Genomic DNA, 19,734 nt, shown 5'->3' with positions numbered 1-19,734 from the left:
AATTTAGGTGCCCTCCTTGGAGAGCACCTATTTTCATGAAGATATTCAACTTTTTAAATTTCCTTGAGATTTTTTAACATTTTCCCGATGGAAAGGAGAATCGTCTTGTTCATTTACGACGCTGAAGGGATTGTTGTCTAAATCAAAAAAATCAAACCCTTTCATTCCACCAAAGTCTTCAATTGGGGTAGTGACTACACCTGCACTCTTGAATTTCTCATGCACTACTTCAATGTTGTCTACTAAAAAATTAAAGTACACATTTTTCCTCTTTCCACTGATGACAAATTCAGTAGGCTGAGGGGTATCCACGTGAACCAACCCTAATTGAGTGTCACTATTAGGAAAATAAAATCCTGCTCCACCATCCCAAGTATCGATCTTCCTCACACCTAAATTCTTTTCATACCATCTCATCGATTTTTCCATGTTCGTCACCGGGATAAATACACTACCGACTTTAAACAAAGCACTCACTCCTTCTATTTGGAATTCATTGGTATAACGATTATACTAGAATGAAAGTTACATATGTTTCTTAAATTTTTTTGAAAGGAAGAAAATGTTGATATTTGAGGAGCTGGAAACAACGATTCTAAAACTTTATAAGTATTGTGTGAAGCTATCTGGTTCTACTCCAGAAGCAGAAGACCTTGTTCAGGAGACTCTTTTGAAAACGTACAGATTGATGAAAACAGATCCCGAACGAAACTTATCCATGTCCTTTCTCTATACCATCGCAAAAAACCTTTTTATCGATGGGAAAAGAAAAAGCAGAGACGTGATTTATTTTCATGAAGAGTATCACTGCGAGTCACAGGACTTTACCGAATATGACTCGCTGTTGGAATGTCTTTTTACAGTGTTACCCCTTAAGCAGGCTATGCTTCTCACATTGAAAGACGTGTTTGGCTACTCATCTAAAGAAATCGCCTCAATGCTTCGAATCAGCGATACTTCGGTCAAGACCGCTCTTCACCGTGCCAGAAATAGACTGATGAAGGGTGCTCCATATGCAAATTCCGATAAACAACTCCTTATTGAAATAACAAACTCTATCAAGGAATCAAATACATTACGATTATTTCAATATTATCGACTACTGGAAACCAAGTATTACAGTGCCTCGAGAAATGCAGGAAACACTATTAGCTATGTTGTTGATCCAGATGGAAATGTGTTAGAAATCATCAATTGAGGAGGTATATTTATGATAACGCGTAACATAAAAGTGAAGATAATTGGTGAATTGAAATTAATAGGTTTTCGAATCGTATGCCCTGGTGACCAGTACATAATAGAGATTCCAAAAGCTGCTTCTAAGTTGAAAGAAAGGGTTCATGAGATTCAGCATATTATAGATAAGCAGGTTCAACTTGGTGCGTTCATTGCAGAGGACACTACTGCCGACTTGGATGGATACTGGGTTGGGGTGGAAGTAGAGAAGATTGATGTTATCCCCCCTGGCATGGTGTCATTATCGATTCCTCCCCAAGCCTATGTCAGTACATTTTATCAAGGGATGAATCATGGAATTAGAGATGCATATCGTGAAATGCACGAATGGGCAGAATTAAACGGATATGCAAGACGAAGAGATTTATGGCATGTAGAGAAATTTTATCGTTTTGATAGTGGCGAACAGGTTGAAGTGGAATTGTTGGATACAGTTGAATTGAAGTGATTGGATGACTGACTCTGATTTTAGAGTCGGTTTTTTGGATTGAATGTGAGTGGAGAGTGGGATTTCGTGTTTACATCCCATTACACATGTTGATCTTAAAAAATTCACAGCCCAAACTCAACCTCTTTCACCACTATTTTCCGACATAATGTTTCGAAATTCCACAAATGGGGTAAAGGAATGTTGGCGCAATTATACGGCTATACTAAATCCGTGGGTCGTCAGGACTAGATTAGATCCTGGACGGCTTTTGTTTTGCCCAAAATACATAAACAAAGGAGGTTGTAAACTGTGGAGAAATGGATGAAGTTTCTGGAGGTTAATGCACCTCGAATTCTTGACTTGACGATTGAGCATGCAGTGCTCGTCGGACTTGCGATTATCGTTGCCCTTTTAATCGGGATACCTTTAGGGATATATTTAACAACCAATGATTATTTGGCGGAGACCGTGCTGCAGATTGCGTCGGTTATGCTGACTATTCCCAGCATTGCCTTATTTGGAGTGATGATTCCGATTTTTTCAATCATCAATCAGGGAATAGGATTTGTTCCGGCCTTTGTGGCATTGGTTCTCTATTCGCAGCTACCAATTATACGGAATACATATACAGCGATTCGAAATGTGAGTCCTGAGATGCGTGATGCGGCCAAGGGAGTCGGTATGAAGACTCATCAACGTCTGCTGCGGGTTGAGATTCCAAATGCATTTCCTGTAATCATGGCGGGGATCAGAACAGCCGTGGTCTTAAACATAGGAATCGGTGTAATTGCAGCTTATATCGGTGCTGGGGGCCTCGGAGTCCTTATTACTCAAGGAATTTCCAGAGGAGACAATTATTTAATTATCAGTGGATCTGTAGCAGTGGCGATATTGGCGATGATTGCAGATGCAATCCTATTATGGATTCAAAAGCGATACACACCAAAAAGCATTGCATAAAGTGGAAGAGGTGAAGAGATGATTACATTTGATCAAACAACGAAGACTTACGAAGGAGATGTGACAGCGGTTAAAGGTGTCGACTTTACCGTTGAGAAAGGTCACATAGTCGTATTATTAGGTCCATCAGGGTGCGGGAAAACCACCTTATTGCGAATGGTGAACAGGTTGGAATCGATTACAGACGGAAAAATCATCATCGACGGGCAGGACTCAATGGACTTAAATCAAATTGAATTGCGTAGAAAAATCGGTTACGTCATCCAAAGTAATGGACTGTTCCCTAATATGACGATCGAGGAAAACGTTATGATTGTTCCTGACATGTTAGGATGGGACAAGAAGAAAAAGAAGGAGCGGTTCAATAAGCTGATGGAAATGATCGGTCTTAGCGGAGGTAAGTTCGGTAGGAGATATCCTCATGAGTTATCCGGAGGTCAGCAGCAAAGAATCGGTGTTATTCGCGCGCTGGCAGCAGATCCTCCAGTAATGTTGATGGACGAACCGTTTGGGGCACTTGATCCAATCATTCGTGAAAAAATACAGGATGAATTTCTGCAGATACAGCGGGAAGTGAAGAAAACGATTCTTTTTGTGAGTCATGATATCGATGAAGCGATTAAAATGGCAGATAAGATTGTTCTGTTGCGTGGAGGAGAAATCATGCAGTATGACACTCCATCAGAAATGCTCGTCCGTCCAAAAAGTGATTTTGTTTATGAGTTTTTTGGTAAAGATCGTGCTATTAAAAGTTTAAGTTTACATACGATTGAAAACTTGAAGAGCATCATAGGCTTAGCGGACTTTGATGAATCCATTCCTGATACGAAAACGATCAATATTCGTCATGATCTTCGAAATACCTTGTCAATGCTTTTAAATCAGGAAGCTGACCAGGTCATCGTGACTGATGACGCAGGTATCAAACAAGGGGCCATTACCATTGATCTTGTACAAAAATATCTACACTATGAGATCAAAGGAAAAACGAACCTGGTTCAGAAAGGATGATTCTGTGAATACAAAAAAGGTTGTCAGTAATGTCGTTCGGTATTTCGTATATGCACTGGTCATCCTTTTCTTTGCCTGGGCTGTTAGTAATCAATACTTCGATTATATGTTCAGTCAATCGAAAACGTTTCTCCTTTTATTGAAGCAGCATTTGCAGCTGGTATTTGTATCTTCCATATTAGCTCTTATAGTCGCGGTCCCGGCCGGAATCTTGATTACACGAAAGCAGTTCAGACGAGCAGAGTGGATCGTGTCTAATACTGTCAATTTTGGGCAAACGATTCCGAGTTTAGCGGTTCTTGCACTTATGATCAGTATATTAGGAATCGGTTTTAAAACAGCCATTTTTGCACTGTTTATTTATTCCCTTTTACCGATTTACAGAAATACGGTTGCTGGAATTGACTCGATTGATGAAAATCTTATCGATGCTGCCAGAGGAATGGGGATGAAGCCGTATCAAATCCTCTTTCGGATTGAATTACCCAATGCAGCATATTCGATCCTGGCTGGAATCCGAACAGCGGTCGTATTGAATATCGGTACAGCTGCCCTGGCTTATGTCGTCGGTGGTGGAGGATTAGGTGTCTGGATTTTTACAGGTATTCAATTGTTCGATAATGGATACTTAATCTCAGGTGCCATACCTGTAACGATACTGGCGATACTGGTAGATTTACTACTGCGATTGGTGGAGAGAATCGTCGTTCCAAAAGGTACGAAACAAACATTAGAAATGTAATTCATAAAGCAGGAGGTGACGATCGTGATACGGAACTCAAAGTGGATAGGGATTCTCATCCTGACTCTTATGCTAAGCGCCTGTTCGAACGTAGGAATTGGAGGCAAACAAATATCTGTTGGGGGAAAGAACTTTACGGAGCAATATCTTCTTTCAGAGATGACCGCTTTTCTATTAAAGGAAGAGGGTTTTAAAGTAAAGCAAATGAACAACCTGGGAAGTACGGTTGTTCGTAAAGCATTGGAAAACGAGCAGGTGGATATGATGTGGGAATACACGGGAACGGCCCTTATCACATATATGGGGAAAGAACCGATGTCAGACCCCGAAGAGACCTTTCAAAAAGTGAAAGAGCTTGATGCGAAAAGGGGCATTCATTGGATGAATATGTCCAATGTGAATAACACATACGCACTAGCCATGAATAAGGATCAGGCAAAAGAATTGGGTATTGTATCAATCAGTGATCTGGCTGATTATGTCAATAACAATCCTGGAGAATTAACAATGGCGTCTGATGCAGAATTTGCGAATCGTCCGGACGGTCTTCCCGGAGTAGAGGAATTGTATGGTTTCAAATTCGGTTCCGGACAGATCAAACAGATGGATCTCGGCCTGACGCAAAGAGCACTGAATAACCGCCAAGTCGATGTTTCGGTTGCCTTTGAGACAGATGCAACGATTGTAGATTATGACCTGGTGACGTTGAAGGACGATAAGAAATTCTTTCCACCGTACCGGGCCGCCGTCAGCATAAATAAAAACGTTTATGAAAAATACCCGGAAATCAAAGTCATTACGGCTAAATTAGCCGATAAACTTAACAGTGATATTATGCGGAAGCTAAATTACAAAGTGGATATCGAAGGGAATAGTGTATCTGTTGTCGCGCATGACTGGCTTGTTGAGAATGGACTGATTAAGGAATAAGCGAGGGCTGAATCTTAGCGGATTCAGTCCTTTTCTATGGAATCTATTTATTTTTTATATAGGAAAGTTAATGTTTTCATCGAAATAGTTAACTAGAAGATAAAAAGGAGTTGAGTATAATGAACAGCGATCAGAAAATCACAACATTTTTCATGTTTAACGGTATGGCCGAAAAAGCGATGACTTTTTATTCATCGATCTTTGAAGATTCGAAGATTATGAATATGGTGCACCACGAAGATGGCACCGTTTTGCATGCGACCTTCATGTTAAAAGGACAAACCTATATGGCAATCGATAATGTGAATAGGGACGATCATCCATTTTCACCTGCCATGTCTTTATTTGTGGCGTGTGATTCTGAAGAAGAAATCGACCGCGTGTATGATAAACTATCTGTAGACGGAACTGTGCTTATGTCCTTGGAGGAGTCTCCCTTTAGTGAGAAATTTGCCTGGGTAGAGGACAGGTTCGGCGTCTCCTGGCAGTTGAATTTATCAAGGGTGGAGGAAGACATATGAAAACTGAAAAACAAAAAATGCTTGATGGTGAGCTTTACGAACCATGGGATCCTCAGTTACTGAAAGATCGTAAAGAAGCACGTTATTTAACACGAAAGCTAAATCAAACGACAGAAGAAGACGATACGGCGAGGGTGGATGCCATAAAAAGGTTGTTCGGGTCTACTGGGGAAAACGTTTATTTAGAGCCTGACTTCAGATGTGATTATGGATATAATATTCACGTTGGAAATCACTTCTTCGCTAATTTTGACTGTGTGATATTAGATGTGTGTGAAGTCCGCTTCGGTGAAAATTGTATGCTCGCACCTGGAGTACATATTTACACAGCGACTCATCCAGTGAATCCGGTTGAGCGAAATAAAGGACCGGAATTTGGGAAGCCTGTCAAAATCGGAGACAACTGCTGGATCGGTGGAGGCGCTATTATCAATCCCGGAGTCACGATAGGTGATAATGTGGTTATTGCTTCAGGTGCAGTCGTGACAAAGGATGTCCCGGCTAATGTAGTGGTGGGTGGAAATCCTGCCCGTATCATTAAGGATATTGACTTGGAAGATAAGAGATAGAGCGTATTTGCACATTATAGTTGAGCAGCTGGAATAATTAATCCCAGCTGCTTTGATTAAAACTTCTCCGGAAACTGCTTCACAATTCCAGCTGATAGGGCATCAGACAAGTGAAGAATATGGGCTTTTCCTTTATCGAAGCTTGTAATGTTACCTTTCCAGTCTTTCTTGATTCGTGCGACTGCTTCATCGGTGACGAATTGCAGGTGCATATATAACAGGTCTTTTAGCGCATTTTCAGACCAGTAAGGATTTGCTTTTGCTAAAAATCCTGCAATGTCATCTGCATTTCGATACCATTCTTTGTCTAATTTCTCCACCTCTGCTTGCTTTCCATTTTTTGCGGCATAGACGATTTTTCCTGCCAATACAATATGCTCGGTCAACAAATCAGCCAGCTTATTACCAGCTTCTTCGCCGTAAAAAGGTTTGATTGCGTTTCCGATGTCTTTTTGATTCTGAAGTAATCTTGCAAGGACCACATCCTGATCTTCTAATCCATCAACGGCACTAATGATATAACTACGCGTATAGATCACATGATCGGTCCATAAAATTCTCATCTCTTCTTTTGCTTTCACGCTGGCTTCACTTACACATTCAGCCTGCTTAGCTTCAGCTGAAGTACTGAGTAAAGGTAAGAAAGAAAGTGTTATCATCACACTCATTACAAGAATTCCAATCTTTTTCACTAAAACTCCTCCAATCATTTTGCATTCGCCCCTTATTATTCGCTTCTTTTCCCCATTCACTCATAGAAACTTAATTGGAAAAATATGCTGATATATTTAATAATCCGTAAAAGGGTAGATGTTCCTATTAGCTTGAAGGTGGAGAGTGACAGCAGCCTTTAGACTGAATGAGGGTGGGAGGTAAGTAGTATGGTAGCGAATTTCTCTCTCTTTTGAGGGAAGCCATAAAACTTGAGAAGGGCTTCGTTTTTGTTAAAAAAAGGCAGTCCAATTTTCTATAAAACTCGTTGCTTGTCCTCACCTTCCTTTCACTCTCGGCATAAAGTATTCTATGGAGGTGATGCATTGGCAAGAAAATTACAAGTGTATCTTTTCAGCAGTCCACCAGTAACTCATCCTAAGTATGACTTGGGATCTCCTTCTCTCACAAATATGTACGTTGCACAGTTTGGGGTTACTCTTCGACTCCTGACTTAGTAAAAGAACAATGGTTGTAAGATCAACAGTTCATACTGAAAAAAATGAAGCGAGCACCAGTATGAACCTCCGCCGGAAAATTGATACAAAATGATGAATAAGAACGAGAGTAGAGAAATAGAATAAAAACACCTATAAGAAAGTTTCCTCCATAAAAATAGAATCGTGCATAAAAAATGTTCCCTTCACTACAGGGAACATTTTTTAGTATTATCTAAGAGGAGAAAGCAGGTAAAGTCCAAGCAGGCTTGTCCATATGTGAATATAGTACTATATGTCAAACTCTAAGGAGGAAATATTATTGAAAACTATAATGATTGATCCTGGTCATGGAGGTACTGATCCAGGAGCTGTTTACAATGGGAATGAAGAAAAAACATTCAATCTCTCAACGGCCCTTATTGTAAGGGACTTTTTATTGAAAAATTACAATGTGAAAATTTTGATGACGAGAACTGGAAATGAAACGCTTTCTTTAACTGAAAGATCAAACCTCGCCAACCGTACAAGTCCTGATTTCTACTTGTCCATCCATCATAATGCTGGAGGTGGAACCGGGTTTGAGAGCTATATGTATAATGGCAGTGTTCCTAACCAGACGATTACCTATCAGAAAATCATTCACGATGAAGTGACTTCAGCTATTAAATCAACTTATAAAGTGCTTGATAGAGGTAAAAAGAGAGCGAATTTTCATGTATTACGTGAAACGAACATGCCTTCACTTCTACTTGAGATTTTATTTATTGATAATCCAAAAGATATTGTGTTAATGAACAACGCTACATTTAGAAACGCTGTAGGAGTGGCAATCGCAAGGGGTGTTGCAAAGGCTTTAGGTTTACCTGCGAAAATAGTGAATGGGAAAGAACTTTTCAAAGTGATTGCTGGTTCATTTACAAAGCGTGAAAATGCTGAAGACCGGGTAAATGAATTGAAAAGAAAAGGTGTGAATTCATTCATTGATACTGTGGTGGTTTTGGATAAAACGTATTACAGGGTCCAAACCGGAGCTTATGCGGAAAGAGCGAACGCAGATAAACAAGTGGCCAGCCTGAAAAAAATGGGTATTGAAGCATTTATTTTAGTAAGAGCTGACGATGATAACCCTAAGCCACCTGTACCGTCTCCGACTGAACCGCCAAAACCGACACAACCTCCTCAGCCACCGGGAATACAGTATTCGATCCTGGGTACATCTGTATTAAAAGCTGAACAACTGGATGACTTTGCGAGAACGATTAACCGGGATGCTCCACTTTTAGGCAGATTCTATCTCTTTTACGGGAATCTTTATGGTATTAGAGGAGACGTAGCTTACGCTCAAGCTATACATGAAACCAACTATTTCAGGTTCACAGGACAAGTCAAACCAAATCAAAACAACTATGCAGGGATTGGAACTACCGGCCCTGGTAATGACGGAGCATCATTTAAGACTCCTGAAGAAGGGGTTCTTGCTCATATTCAGCATCTGTACGCGTACGCATCAACCAATCCAATTCCACAAGGACAAGCACTCGTGGATCCCCGTTTTTCATTAGTCACACGAGGGAGTGCCAAAAATTGGACAGACTTGAATGGAAAGTGGGCAGTGCCAGGGACTACCTATGGACAAAGTATACTCTCTGTTTTTAATAAAAACATCCAAAATGCGATAAAAACAATGGATGAACAAAAAATTGTGTTAAATGATACTCTTGGGAAATTGAAATGATGATAGTGGAGTGCCTCAATGGATGGCACTCTTTTTGGTTGGAAGAGAAACCAATGTATACTTGCCTTTTTTTATCATAATACATTGCTCCGGAGTCAATACTAAACGTATGTTCGGGAGGTGAACCAGATGGAAAAGAAAAGCTTTGAAGAGATTTATGAAGAATACAAGAAGCAGGGAGAATTTCAAGCTAAAGTAGAGATGGCTCAGGAGCTTGCAACTGGGGCGGAACAGATTGTAGCCGTTCGCCGAAATGGGGATGACGATCTCATCGCTTTTAAAACCGAAAGTGGGAGGGAGTTGGATTATATCACTGCACTAGAAGAAGCAAAGTCAGGAAAACTGGCTCATGTCGATGTGATTCATCGGTATGGCAGAGATGTTCTTCGCAGTGAACCCGACGGTTTAAAAGAAAATAACCTTAGTGAACTTCCTTCCTTTTAAAAAGAAAGAACCGAGCCTAAATCCGGTATTGGTATTAGGCTCGGTTTTAGTCATCTCATGTTTTGGTTAATTCATCTTTCCACATTCAGTTATCTTCTTTCAGTAGATGATGGATCATTCGTTCCCGGTCATCAAAAAATTGCTTCATAATCTTGTAATGGCTCGTTTCTTCCAATGAAGACTCTTCTAAACCTTCTTCTGTTAATTCAATCAGGGAAGAAGAAGGGTATGCCATCAGAATGGGAGAATGAGTGGCAATAATGAACTGGGAGTTGTCATTCACAAGTTCATGTATCCTTGAGAGCATGGATAACTGCCTTAAGGGGGAGAGTGCGGCTTCCGGCTCATCCAGTATGTAAATCCCTTTACCTCGAAAACGATTCATAAAGGTTGAGAAAAAGGCTTCTCCATGTGATTGCTCATGAAGAGATTTCCCTCCATATGAATCAATCACCCGTGGCCCAAAAGAGGGCTGCTGATCCATTTCTTCTATATTCGTCGCAACATTGTAAAAGCTTTCTGCCCTCAAGAAAAAACCGTCCTTAGGTCGATCGACTCCTCTCACAATCCTTAAGTACTTATCCAGATTCGAATACGAATCATATGTGGAGAATGAAAAGTTCAGCGTACCTCCTTCAGGATTAAAACCAATGGCCATTGCAATGGCCTCAAGGAGAGTTGATTTCCCCATTCCGTTTTCCCCCACGATAAATGTAACTTTTGGGTGAAAGGAGAGGTCTGTCAGGCTTCGTATACTCGGAATATGAAAGGGATAAGAATGAAAAGAAGGAACGTTTTCCCTATGGAGTGACACTTTTCGAATATAAGATTGAGAAGATAAAGACATAATGTCCCTCCTTTTTATCTATAGGTTAGCATAATAAAACAGAATCCGGGTACAAAAAAATGCCATCACGATTTTCGTAATGGCATTTTATATTATAATCTTATCTTGAAGGTTCGAGAAGAACAACACTTTCTATAGTTGTAGCCAAAAGGCTGATGTCTGTAAACTCTTCAACTATCATTGAATCCATATATGTGATTTGAAAGCAATCCCTGTCCAACTGGTAGGTAACAGTCATAACAGGTGAGTGATCATAACTTGATATCGTATGAACGATCTCACTATCCTTGAATTCCTTAAGAGTATTGAGCATGGTTACGATATTTTCTAGTGACATATAACATGTCTCCCTTCTACTTGCTAGAGGGATTGACTAAATACAGTCTCGTAGACCCAATGAAACTTAAGTATAACACATAAACGTATATATAGAAACGTTTGTTCTGAAAATGACTGGAAATGAGCTCTTTGTCTCAGAGGTCATACGTATACCCCCTTTCTTGACGTCATATGATGTAAGAAAAAGGGAGGCGGGTGATGAGGTGGTAATTCAACTTTCAAGAGATGACCCCTCCGAATTGAACTATCCAGACGATATGCTGGCCATTATCCGGAATGGATTAAATCCGACAAAGTCTAAAAAAGTGATAATCATTGGAGCAGGAATGAGTGGTTTAGTCGCTGCATCTCTATTGAAAAAAGCCGGGCATGACATAACGATATTAGAAGGGAATAAACGAATCGGCGGCAGGGTATATACAGTGCGGAAGCCATTCACATCCGGTAATTATATGGACATGGGAGCCATGAGAATTCCCGATAATCATAAGTTGGTGTTTGAGTATATCCGAAAATTCAATCTGCCTTATCAAGAATTCATCAATAATTCCCCAAGAGATTTACTATTTGTAAACAATATCCTTACAACAAGGGAGATATATGAAAATAATCCAGGCATTCTACAGTATCCTTTACCAGAAGGTGAGCAGGGAAAAACGGCTTCGGAATTATTCCTTGAAGCAACCAGACCCTTTATCGAATTGTATAATAACAGTGACCAAGAGGAACAACAAAATTTAATAAAAAAATACTCGGGCTATTCGATGGGACAATTTTTAGCAAATAACCCATACGGTAAATCTTTATCCTTTAATGCAATCCGGAAAATCAATGTTATTCTCGGGATAGAAGGCTTCCCGGAATTCTCCTTTGTCGACATATTAAAAGACATTATTTTTCCTATATTCAGGAAACAAACAAAATTTTATCAAATAAAAGGAGGAAACGATCATTTAGCTTATGGATTTGTCCAAGAGATTGGGTCACACATTCTACTGAATCAAAAAGTGACCCACATTATTCAGTCCGATGGCGGAGTAAGCGTTCGATCAGTAAACTCCGCAGACGGATTGGTGCGGGAATACAATGCCGATTATGTCATTGTCACCATCCCATTTACTGTCTTCCAGTATATCGATGTCATACCTTATGATTCAATATCCTTCAAAAAGTGGCAGGCGATTCGTGAAGTAACGAATGTTCCATCCGTCAAAATAGGAATCGAATTTCGTCGTCGCTTCTGGGAAGATTTGAATTACGGAAACATTGTGTCAGATCTCCCCACACGCTTTACGTATATGCCGAGTCATGACAAGGGTAGCAACAAACCAGGGGTCATGTTAGCAAGTTACAGCTGGGGACAGAATGCACTCTTATGGAACAGTAAATCAAAACAAGAAATCATCAAAGAAGTTTTAGAAGACCTCTCTAAAATATATGGCGAACAGGTGTATACAGAAATGCTGAATTATGTAGTCTACAACTGGAGTAAAAACCCATTCTCTGCAGGATGTTTTACCCTTTATACCCCTGGTCAGGCAAGTGATATCGGGGATTATATTAAGATACCCGAAGGCAGAATTCATTTTGCCGGAGAGCACACGTCCTCATTTCACGGTTGGATGGAAGGGGCGATTGAGTCGGGGGTGAGGGCAGCAAATGAAGTGAATATCAGATAAGGGTGTAAAACGCATGAGTTTACTCATGCGTTTGTTTGTAAAGAAGTTTTTAACAGAGAATATAAAAATCAATAATATTTTATTGGAAAACAATAAATCTCATTATATAATTTAGAAAAACATGGTATCAGAGGTGTGTTATGAAACGAGGAACGACGATTTTTTTAAAAGGGGCAGTAATGGCAATAGGAGCGATTGTATTCATCCTTTGTGTTGTCTGGCTGCCAACCATGGCGAAGCATTCAGCTGATCTATTTCCCGAATTCGCTTATTTGAAATGGCCGATTTTAGTAGGATTATACTTAACAGCGGTTCCATTTAATTTAGCGTTGTACCAAGCATTTAAGCTTTTAAAATGTATTGAAGAGAACGCTTTTTCAGCGAAAGCAATAGAGTCTCTTCACCGAATAAAACTGTATGCCTTACTAATTACTGCCATTTATGTGTCAGGTATAGTGTTTCTACTAATCCAAAATGCTCTTCATCCGGGTATTGCTATGGTTGGGATCATTATTAGCTTTGCGTCTGTCACCATATCTATTTTCGCGGCAGTCCTTCAAGAATTACTGCGAAACGCACTTAAACTAAAAGCTGAAAATGATTTCACAGTATGAGGTGAAATAGGAAATCCGACCGAATCCCGGAAAAGACCTTCTACTCTATCAACCCCCTGCATAAAGTTAACTATTAAATACTTTATATAGGGGTACTGATGATGTCGTATAAGTCTCGTAACAACAATAGTTTAGTCCCACTAGTATTCGTCTCTATGAAGGCCATCATTCGGGTAGTATTGATCGGTATTGTACTCATGTACTTGACCGTCTGGTTGATTTCGTCAACTGCCATTAAATTGAAGGTGGATAGTTTACTGTATTCATCAATGTCGGAACTAGTACCGAAGGAAACGTTTCTTATGTTGTTGTCACAGGAAATGACAGGATTGCGGGTTACAAATGAGGCAGCTTTAAACAGTGATTTTGATTGGTTGGAAAGTGTCACGAATGTTTCACTCCTTGATCCGCGAAGTTTATTTGGAAGGGAAATCCCAGGAATCGAAAATTATCATACTCACATAGCCGTTGCGGGGAAGGGGACGGACATTACGAACCTCCCAAATGAATCACCGGCTCCAACAGAAGATCAGTTGAAAGATCAGGAAATCGATCAGAGTCAAATTGATCAGGCAAACAACAACTCAGGAGACGGAGTACAAGAGATTGATGAAAAATCCGTCTACATCTATCATTCACATAGCTGGGAAGCGTTCAGCCCGCTAATCAAAAATAACGATTCGAAAGATCCAGCGAGTACCAACGAGAAGGTCAACGTCATCGCTGTAGGATCCAAATTAAAGCAAGAGCTTGAAGCAAGGGGGATTGGGGCAGTTCAGGATAAGACAGATGTAAACAAAGCACTCAAAGACAAGTCATGGACATATTTTGAATCCTATCAGTTATCAAGGGGACTAGTACAAGAAGCCATTGCCCAAAACGATGATTTAACGTACCTGATCGATATCCATCGTGACTCTCAGCCGCGGAGCATCACGACCAAAACCATTAATGGTAAAAACTATGCCCGCTTATTTTTTATCGTAGGGAAAGAAAACAAAAACTTTGAAAAGAACCTTAAGATCGCAAAGGAATTGAATGCTAAACTGGAGGAAAAATATCCTGGCATCAGCCGGGGAGTTTTCATCAAAACAAGAGCAGAAGGTAACGGAGTTTACAATCAGGACCTAACCGAGAGAGCCATGTTACTTGAGTTTGGCGGAGTGGAAAATAATTTAGTGGAATTGTATAACTCTACAGAAGCGTTCGCGGAAATCTTTGCAGAATATTACAAGAAGGATGCTGTCGAGGTAAATGCACAATAAGTGAAAGGGAGAAAAGACGTACGCCATGTGGTGGACGTCTTTTTTCTTTTCCTGAGGGGAGTGGTGTCCGTAACTGACACAATTATGATTTATTGTTCTTCCACCAACGATATCCCAAATATAGCATCCCAATCACCATCGAACCTGCCAATAAAATGACCGTGCCCTTATCCGCATCCAACACATTCATCACCACGAATGCCTCAATCAACAACGAAGGAATCTTTCCGACAGAACTGATCATAGAAAAAGCAACGATAGAAATAGAGCTAAAGGCAGCGGCAACGGTTACCACACTTGAAGGAACAAATGGAACCATGCGGAACAAGAATAGAAGAAAGATCCATTCCGTACCAGACGCTTCTTTTAATTTAAGAAAGTATTTATTTGACAGAATTTGATCAATACCTGCGAACTTCATTCCTTTTCGGTACAAATAAAAACTAACAATGGCCCCTAGGGATTCACCAAGTATGGAAATACAGATTCCTGGCCAAAACCCAAATGCAGAAATATTAAAGGCCGTTAAGAAGACACTTGGCAGGAAACCAAGAATACTGATGAGTATATTAATGAATATACTGATGAAAATGAGAGACCAACTATCTAAGCCGATGAATTCGTTCATGAAATGCTGCAGGATGGAAGTCATATATTAATTCCTTTGTAAGAGATAATAGATTATCAGAATAAGACATCTGGATTGTTTTTGAAAGAATTTTTTTGAAAATGGATTAGATAATCGTCTATATATGAATCAACTTTGTTAAAAAACTAGAATCACAACGAGGAGGATGTGCAGTTGAATGCAAACATTTAATTTAACTATAGAAAAAAGGAAGCAGCAATCCACAACCTTGGATTGCTGCTTTTTAACTGCTTAATTTCGCACAATTTTTCCAATGGATGGACCCAACATCGCTATGCGGATGGCATTCCTTTTGAAGATATTCGTATTCATCCTCAAGTTCTTGCAACGTCAGCTCGAATAATTGTTTGTCCCCTTTTTTGAAAATGTTGTGGACAATTAATTTGTTTATTAACTCATTTTTGCGATTATGAATAGCTTCCTGGAGAATTTCCCCCATGTTTGATCACTCCTCTTATTAGTATTCGAACATTGGAAGTGGCTCATTCATTGAAAAGAGCCCTCTTCCTAGTAGATAAGAAGAAGGCTTTATGTATCAAACTTCAACTCATCTTCCAAGCTCAATGCTTGTGGAATTAGCACAGTGTTCTACGATCTAGAATCTGTTGCTGAGGCATCATCGGGCCAGTCCCTCTACCTCTCTGGATAAGTAGCTATATAGTTGTCATGGAATACTTATATTATATATATAAGTATTCATAGTTGTCAACTAGGGATTGAAAGGTGGATATAGTTAATAGGATAGAATAGGGGCATTAAAAATAAAATATAAAGGTTTAACTAACCTTCATTCCGACTTTTTCCCAATTCAGACACAGAATCTTTTTCTAATCAACCAAAAACATGATAATCTGTATACATAAACGCAATTATTGGAGTGAATCGTATGAAGACAGTGGTTGTTATAGGTGGAGGAATTACAGGATTAACAGCTCTGTACCATCTTCAAAAAATGTCCAAAGAACGAGAAATAGATATTGAGTTAATCTTAATCGAGCGAGATCGGCAGCTTGGCGGCAAAATTAGAACCATAAGAGAAGGCGAATTCATTATGGAAGCAGGAGCAGATTCCATCGTAGCCCGAAATGAAGGGGTTCTTTCTCTAGTTGAAGAACTTCAACTTCAAGAGGATCTGGTCTATAATGAAACAGGCACATCCTACATATATACAAATGGCGAATTACACGAGATTCCCCAAGATACGATATTCGGAATTCCCATGTCAGTCGAGTCACTTAAAAGTAGCACCCTGGTGTCAGAAGAAGGAAAGATTGACGCTCTTAAAGACCTTGAATCGGAAAATATACATTTTACAAAAGAGAGTTCCATCGGTGAATTTTTAGAAGCATTCCTGGGTAAGGAACTTGTCGTAAAACAGATAGCTCCAGTATTATCAGGGGTTTATTCCGGTAATTTGCATAAACTCACTATGGCATCAACACTTCCGTACTTACTTGATTATAAAAATGATTACGGCAGTATTATTAAAGGTTTATCAGCAAATAAACAAAAATTCCAAGGGGCATCCAAAAAAAAGTTCATCTCGTTTAAAAATGGTTTATCAACCATCATCGAACGGTTAGAAGAAAAATGCTCAGGTGCCACAATTTTAAAAGGTGTAGAAACAAAAGCTTTTCAAAAAACGGGTGATAAATACAAACTCACTCTTAATGGTCATGGCAGCATTCAAGCGGATTATGTAGTTTTCGCAACACCTCATGATGTAACCCAAAAGATACTGACTCATGAACAACTGGAACCAGATTTTAATAAACTGAAAAACTCATCACTGATTTCGATCTACCTCGGATTTAACATTCCAGATGCGGACCTTCCTGCTGATGGGACAGGCTTTATCGTATCAAACGGCAGAGATGTGAAATGCGATGCATGCACATGGACGAGTCGGAAGTGGAAGCATACATCCAATAACCAAAGACTATTATTGAGACTTTTTTATAAAAGTACAAACCCTCATTACATCGAGTTGAAAGAATATAGCAAGGAAGAACTTGTAAGTACGGCACTGGAGGATATCAGAAAAAGCATAGGTATAGACTGTGACCCGGTTTCTGTTGAAGTAACGAATTGGAAAGATCTGATGCCAAATTATCATCTTGAGCACAGTCAGTCTGTCCATTCATTAGATAACAACCTGGCAAACGAGCTACCAGGCGTGAAGCTGGCCGGTTCTTCGTATTATGGAGTGGGTATAGGTGCGTGCATTCAGAACGGAAAGAAAACAGCCGAATGGATTGTAAATCGTCTAGAGTAGAATACATGAAAATATTGACAGAAGATCGCGACCTAAGAAAAAAAAGCCTGGCATACAGGCTTTTTCTTCTAATTTATGCGATTTATGATAGCATGACTACTCTTTCTTTTTGAAATATGCTGCCGTTTTCTCGAGTCCTGAGATCAGATCATATTCAGGTTCCCATTTAAGGTTTTCAAGCGCTTTCGCGTTTGATAGGTGACTGTGTAAAATATCTCCTTCCCGTTTCGCTTCGTAGTTTGGCTGTTTGGAAGAGTGGATTTGGTTCGAGAGCAGGATGTAGAGTAAATTGACGGATGTTTGGGTGTTGGTGCTGATATTGATGACTTGGTTGTCAGCATTGGTGATGGCAAGAAGATTCGCCCGGGCTACGTCTTCTACATATACAAAGTCCCGTGTCTGATTTCCGTCCCCAAAAATGATTGGTGTCTCATTGTTTAATAGTTGCTCAATAAAAATGCTTATGACTCCGCCCTCACCATCAGACCTTTGCCTTGGTCCATATACATTGGCGTATCGCAAGATGGTGTACGGCAGGTCGTAGAGCCTATTAAATAATTTGATATAAGTTTCAGATACTAATTTTGAGGTACCGTAAAAGGAAATAGGACTAGTGGAACTATCTTCATGAATCACCTCATTTGTATAGCCATATACTGCGCTCGAAGAGGAGAAGATGAATTTTTTCACATCGTATTTGATGCTGTACTCCAACAACTTTACGGTTCCTAATACATTGACTGCGGCATCTTCTGCTGGATTTTCCAACGATTTGGCTACGCTTACTTGGGCAGCAAGGTGCATGACGATGTCGGGTTTTTCTTTTTCGAAAATTCGTTCAACTTTATCAGATAAAAGATTTTTCCTATATATTTTGACTCCGCTTGGCACATTTCCCTCCTTGCCATTAGAGAAGTTGTCGAGAATAATGGGTGTGTGACCTTCCACGAGCAGTAAATCTATGAGTTGGGAGCCGATAAATCCGGCACCGCCTGTAACTAAAATCTTCATTTTTGATCCTGGATCAGTTTATTCTCCCTCATGATGAGTCTCCTTTCTACATAAATATAATTGATAGATCTGTTCAATTTTTCTCGTCATTTCTTTGCTTGTTAAGTGTTGATGAGCATAGGATTCAGCAGCTTTTGCAAACCTATCACGTTCTTCCCTGTCTGTAATGAAACGCTTTATCGCTTGTGCAAGCTGTTCGACGTTACCTGGTTCACAAAGGATGCCTGTTTCCTCATGTTGGACCATTTCCGGGATTCCCCCACATGTGGTGGAGATGACCGCTTGCCGGGAAAACATCGCTTCCATGACGGATAGGGGAAAGTTATCATTCTCAGTTGCTAACACATAAATGTCCGACATCGAAAGAATATCGGGTATATCGTGTCGTTTTCCAAAAAAAACCACGTTATTCAGATTAAGTTCTTTTGCTTTTTTCAACAGTTTTTCCTTCATGACACCATCTCCGACAATCCATACTTCTACATTGGTCAGGTGTTCCCGAACCTTGGACAATGCTTCTAGGAGAAATCCATGACCTTTGCGTGGAGATAATCGGGAGACACATGTCAGGATGATGTTTTCATGATGTTTATGAGGAAGTGGTTTGAAATCTATACCCGTATGAACAGTGACCATTCTTTCATCTTTTGCACCGAAGTCCATTAAGTTAGATCTAAAGGAATCTGCAATCATCACGATTTCAGTACTTGCTCCAATACCTATTTTTTCAAGCTCAGTAAAGTAGGCTTCTTCAATGGAACCTTTCTCCATTTTGTTGAATTTCAAGCGGCTTTTCGTAAAGAAGCCGTGTGGAGTAAAGAGTAAAGGTTTTTTGTACGTTTGATTTAAATGTCCCAGAATGAAAATGGCAAATAGGTCTTGAGCGTGAATGATGTCATATTGATGGAGATTTTTTTCTTTGAGAAAGTGTTCAAATACATGAAGGTAGCTAAGATTTTTGACGATTTTATCATTTGCGTTTCCGTAGCGGTTAAGCATAAAGTTATGGGCTTCAGAGGCAGCTTGGGGAATCCATACTTCCAGCTGTTCTGAAGACATTTGATTGGGCGCAAGTACATCTACAATATGACCGACCTTTTCAAAACCGTTTTTTATTGAAGTGATGTAATGAGATAATCCCCCTGTATGAGGGTATTGAAAAAATGTAACGTATAAGATTTTCATTGGCTTTGAATAACCGCCTTTTGTCTTCTGACCGAATGGTTGGAGAGTGAGAGACTCCTTAAAGTCTCTTTCCACATCATAATACTGATCCATGATGGCAAGAAGAGAGGGATGAATGTTGAAAGGGGGCATTCGACTCAA

General features: G+C 39.8%; 22 protein-coding genes and 1 riboswitch. Of the genes, 14 read left to right on the top strand and 8 right to left on the bottom strand.

Annotation, left to right across the window (positions count from 1 at the left end; translation table 11 throughout):
* Positions 1-45: 45 nt before the first annotated feature.
* On the bottom strand, positions 46-468 hold the full coding sequence (locus ACQKFO_RS05410; protein WP_427597296.1) for a VOC family protein: 423 nt from the start codon (positions 466-468) through the stop codon (positions 46-48).
* A gap of 94 nt (positions 469-562) precedes the next feature.
* Between ACQKFO_RS05410 and ACQKFO_RS05405 the strand changes: the two genes are divergently transcribed.
* From ACQKFO_RS05405 to ACQKFO_RS05370, 8 genes are all read left to right on the top strand, one after another.
* Complete coding sequence (locus tag ACQKFO_RS05405) at positions 563-1,198, top strand: RNA polymerase sigma factor (RefSeq protein ID WP_427597295.1); 636 nt, start codon at positions 563-565, stop codon at positions 1,196-1,198.
* Positions 1,199-1,210: 12 nt separating this feature from the next.
* Positions 1,211-1,684, top strand: a complete 474-nt coding sequence (locus ACQKFO_RS05400; protein WP_427597294.1) for a GyrI-like domain-containing protein — start codon at positions 1,211-1,213, stop codon at positions 1,682-1,684.
* Positions 1,685-1,975: 291 nt separating this feature from the next.
* Positions 1,976-2,626 (top strand): ABC transporter permease, encoded by a 651-nt coding sequence (locus ACQKFO_RS05395; RefSeq protein ID WP_324748334.1) that lies wholly within the window; start codon positions 1,976-1,978, stop codon positions 2,624-2,626.
* An 18-nt stretch (positions 2,627-2,644) separates the two neighbouring features.
* Positions 2,645-3,637, top strand: coding sequence for an ABC transporter ATP-binding protein (locus tag ACQKFO_RS05390; RefSeq protein WP_427597293.1), 993 nt, complete (start codon positions 2,645-2,647; stop codon positions 3,635-3,637).
* A 4-nt stretch (positions 3,638-3,641) separates the two neighbouring features.
* Complete coding sequence (locus tag ACQKFO_RS05385) at positions 3,642-4,379, top strand: ABC transporter permease (RefSeq protein ID WP_427597292.1); 738 nt, start codon at positions 3,642-3,644, stop codon at positions 4,377-4,379.
* A gap of 24 nt (positions 4,380-4,403) precedes the next feature.
* Complete coding sequence (locus ACQKFO_RS05380; protein ID WP_427597290.1) at positions 4,404-5,309, top strand: glycine betaine ABC transporter substrate-binding protein; 906 nt, start codon at positions 4,404-4,406, stop codon at positions 5,307-5,309.
* Positions 5,310-5,428: 119 nt separating this feature from the next.
* Entirely contained in the window at positions 5,429-5,830 is a 402-nt protein-coding gene (locus tag ACQKFO_RS05375; RefSeq protein ID WP_427597289.1) for a VOC family protein, read from the top strand.
* The gene (locus ACQKFO_RS05370) at positions 5,827-6,399 is read left to right on the top strand and encodes a sugar O-acetyltransferase (protein ID WP_427597288.1); all 573 of its coding nucleotides are present in this window, start codon (positions 5,827-5,829) and stop codon (positions 6,397-6,399) included. The genes ACQKFO_RS05375 and ACQKFO_RS05370 overlap by 4 nt, the downstream gene beginning before the upstream one ends.
* Positions 6,400-6,455: 56 nt before the next feature.
* On the opposite strand, the gene ACQKFO_RS05365 is transcribed toward ACQKFO_RS05370, so the two are convergent.
* On the bottom strand, positions 6,456-7,091 hold the full coding sequence (locus tag ACQKFO_RS05365; protein WP_427597287.1) for a glycosyltransferase: 636 nt from the start codon (positions 7,089-7,091) through the stop codon (positions 6,456-6,458).
* Between the two features lie 778 nt (positions 7,092-7,869).
* Between ACQKFO_RS05365 and ACQKFO_RS05360 the strand changes: the two genes are divergently transcribed.
* Together ACQKFO_RS05360 and ACQKFO_RS05355 are read left to right on the top strand one after the other, a co-directional pair.
* Positions 7,870-9,285, top strand: coding sequence for an N-acetylmuramoyl-L-alanine amidase (locus ACQKFO_RS05360; RefSeq protein WP_427597286.1), 1,416 nt, complete (start codon positions 7,870-7,872; stop codon positions 9,283-9,285).
* A 129-nt stretch (positions 9,286-9,414) separates the two neighbouring features.
* Positions 9,415-9,729, top strand: coding sequence for a DUF3892 domain-containing protein (locus tag ACQKFO_RS05355; RefSeq protein ID WP_427597285.1), 315 nt, complete (start codon positions 9,415-9,417; stop codon positions 9,727-9,729).
* An 85-nt stretch (positions 9,730-9,814) separates the two neighbouring features.
* Here the strand turns inward: ACQKFO_RS05355 and ACQKFO_RS05350 are convergent, their stop codons facing one another.
* Positions 9,815-10,576: an AAA family ATPase gene (locus ACQKFO_RS05350; RefSeq protein ID WP_427597283.1), complete on the bottom strand. Its 762-nt coding sequence runs from the start codon at positions 10,574-10,576 to the stop codon at positions 9,815-9,817.
* A 100-nt stretch (positions 10,577-10,676) separates the two neighbouring features.
* Complete coding sequence (locus tag ACQKFO_RS05345) at positions 10,677-10,913, bottom strand: hypothetical protein (protein ID WP_427597282.1); 237 nt, start codon at positions 10,911-10,913, stop codon at positions 10,677-10,679.
* Positions 10,914-11,118: 205 nt separating this feature from the next.
* Here ACQKFO_RS05345 and ACQKFO_RS05340 point away from each other — a divergent pair, with 205 nt between their 5' ends.
* The 3 genes from ACQKFO_RS05340 (at position 11,119) to spoIIP (ending at position 14,473) form a co-directional block, all read left to right on the top strand.
* Entirely contained in the window at positions 11,119-12,594 is a 1,476-nt protein-coding gene (locus tag ACQKFO_RS05340) for a flavin monoamine oxidase family protein (RefSeq protein ID WP_427597281.1), read from the top strand.
* A gap of 140 nt (positions 12,595-12,734) precedes the next feature.
* Positions 12,735-13,208: a DUF2975 domain-containing protein gene (locus ACQKFO_RS05335; protein ID WP_427597280.1), complete on the top strand. Its 474-nt coding sequence runs from the start codon at positions 12,735-12,737 to the stop codon at positions 13,206-13,208.
* Between the two features lie 101 nt (positions 13,209-13,309).
* A complete protein-coding gene (gene spoIIP, locus ACQKFO_RS05330) occupies positions 13,310-14,473 on the top strand; it encodes a stage II sporulation protein P (RefSeq protein ID WP_427597279.1) in 1,164 nt (387 codons plus the stop codon).
* Positions 14,474-14,555: 82 nt separating this feature from the next.
* On the opposite strand, the gene ACQKFO_RS05325 is transcribed toward spoIIP, so the two are convergent.
* On the bottom strand, positions 14,556-15,125 hold the full coding sequence (locus tag ACQKFO_RS05325) for a TVP38/TMEM64 family protein (protein ID WP_427597278.1): 570 nt from the start codon (positions 15,123-15,125) through the stop codon (positions 14,556-14,558).
* A 220-nt stretch (positions 15,126-15,345) separates the two neighbouring features.
* Positions 15,346-15,561 (bottom strand): Fur-regulated basic protein FbpA, encoded by a 216-nt coding sequence (locus tag ACQKFO_RS05320; RefSeq protein WP_427597276.1) that lies wholly within the window; start codon positions 15,559-15,561, stop codon positions 15,346-15,348.
* A gap of 105 nt (positions 15,562-15,666) precedes the next feature.
* Positions 15,667-15,774, bottom strand: a riboswitch (SAM riboswitch).
* A gap of 234 nt (positions 15,775-16,008) precedes the next feature.
* Here ACQKFO_RS05320 and ACQKFO_RS05315 point away from each other — a divergent pair.
* The gene (locus ACQKFO_RS05315) at positions 16,009-17,397 is read left to right on the top strand and encodes a protoporphyrinogen oxidase (protein ID WP_427597275.1); all 1,389 of its coding nucleotides are present in this window, start codon (positions 16,009-16,011) and stop codon (positions 17,395-17,397) included.
* A 96-nt stretch (positions 17,398-17,493) separates the two neighbouring features.
* Here ACQKFO_RS05315 and ACQKFO_RS05310 read toward each other — a convergent pair whose 3' ends face one another.
* Entirely contained in the window at positions 17,494-18,408 is a 915-nt protein-coding gene (locus ACQKFO_RS05310) for an NAD-dependent epimerase/dehydratase family protein (RefSeq protein WP_427597274.1), read from the bottom strand.
* An 18-nt stretch (positions 18,409-18,426) separates the two neighbouring features.
* Positions 18,427-19,725 carry a glycosyltransferase family 4 protein gene (locus tag ACQKFO_RS05305; protein WP_427597799.1) on the bottom strand — a complete coding sequence of 433 codons (1,299 nt, stop codon included), beginning with the start codon at positions 19,723-19,725 and terminating at the stop codon, positions 18,427-18,429.
* Between the last annotated feature and the right edge of the window lie 9 nt (positions 19,726-19,734).

The organism is Rossellomorea sp. NPDC071047, from assembly GCF_050270195.1.
In the GTDB taxonomy this organism is placed as follows: Bacteria; Bacillota; Bacilli; order Bacillales; family Bacillaceae_B; genus Rossellomorea.
The sequence above is the reverse complement of the archived record's forward strand: the minus strand, read 5'-3'. Positions and strand labels throughout refer to the sequence as shown.

Excerpts from the sequence above, each read along its gene's own strand:
- ACQKFO_RS05405 (WP_427597295.1), top strand. The coding sequence starts at position 563 with ATGTTGATATTTGAGGAGCTGGAAACAACGATTCTAAAACTTTATAAG.
- ACQKFO_RS05400 (WP_427597294.1), top strand. The coding sequence starts at position 1,211 with ATGATAACGCGTAACATAAAAGTGAAGATAATTGGTGAATTGAAATTA.
- ACQKFO_RS05390 (WP_427597293.1), top strand. The coding sequence starts at position 2,645 with ATGATTACATTTGATCAAACAACGAAGACTTACGAAGGAGATGTGACA.
- ACQKFO_RS05375 (WP_427597289.1), top strand. The coding sequence starts at position 5,429 with ATGAACAGCGATCAGAAAATCACAACATTTTTCATGTTTAACGGTATG.
- ACQKFO_RS05370 (WP_427597288.1), top strand. The coding sequence starts at position 5,827 with ATGAAAACTGAAAAACAAAAAATGCTTGATGGTGAGCTTTACGAACCA.
- ACQKFO_RS05355 (WP_427597285.1), top strand. The coding sequence starts at position 9,415 with ATGGAAAAGAAAAGCTTTGAAGAGATTTATGAAGAATACAAGAAGCAG.
- ACQKFO_RS05350 (WP_427597283.1), bottom strand. The coding sequence starts at position 10,576 with ATGTCTTTATCTTCTCAATCTTATATTCGAAAAGTGTCACTCCATAGG.
- ACQKFO_RS05345 (WP_427597282.1), bottom strand. The coding sequence starts at position 10,913 with ATGTCACTAGAAAATATCGTAACCATGCTCAATACTCTTAAGGAATTC.
- ACQKFO_RS05335 (WP_427597280.1), top strand. The coding sequence starts at position 12,735 with ATGAAACGAGGAACGACGATTTTTTTAAAAGGGGCAGTAATGGCAATA.
- spoIIP (WP_427597279.1), top strand. The coding sequence starts at position 13,310 with ATGTCGTATAAGTCTCGTAACAACAATAGTTTAGTCCCACTAGTATTC.
- ACQKFO_RS05325 (WP_427597278.1), bottom strand. The coding sequence starts at position 15,125 with ATGACTTCCATCCTGCAGCATTTCATGAACGAATTCATCGGCTTAGAT.
- ACQKFO_RS05320 (WP_427597276.1), bottom strand. The coding sequence starts at position 15,561 with ATGGGGGAAATTCTCCAGGAAGCTATTCATAATCGCAAAAATGAGTTA.
- ACQKFO_RS05315 (WP_427597275.1), top strand. The coding sequence starts at position 16,009 with ATGAAGACAGTGGTTGTTATAGGTGGAGGAATTACAGGATTAACAGCT.
- ACQKFO_RS05310 (WP_427597274.1), bottom strand. The coding sequence starts at position 18,408 with ATGAAGATTTTAGTTACAGGCGGTGCCGGATTTATCGGCTCCCAACTC.
- ACQKFO_RS05305 (WP_427597799.1), bottom strand. The coding sequence starts at position 19,725 with ATGCCCCCTTTCAACATTCATCCCTCTCTTCTTGCCATCATGGATCAG.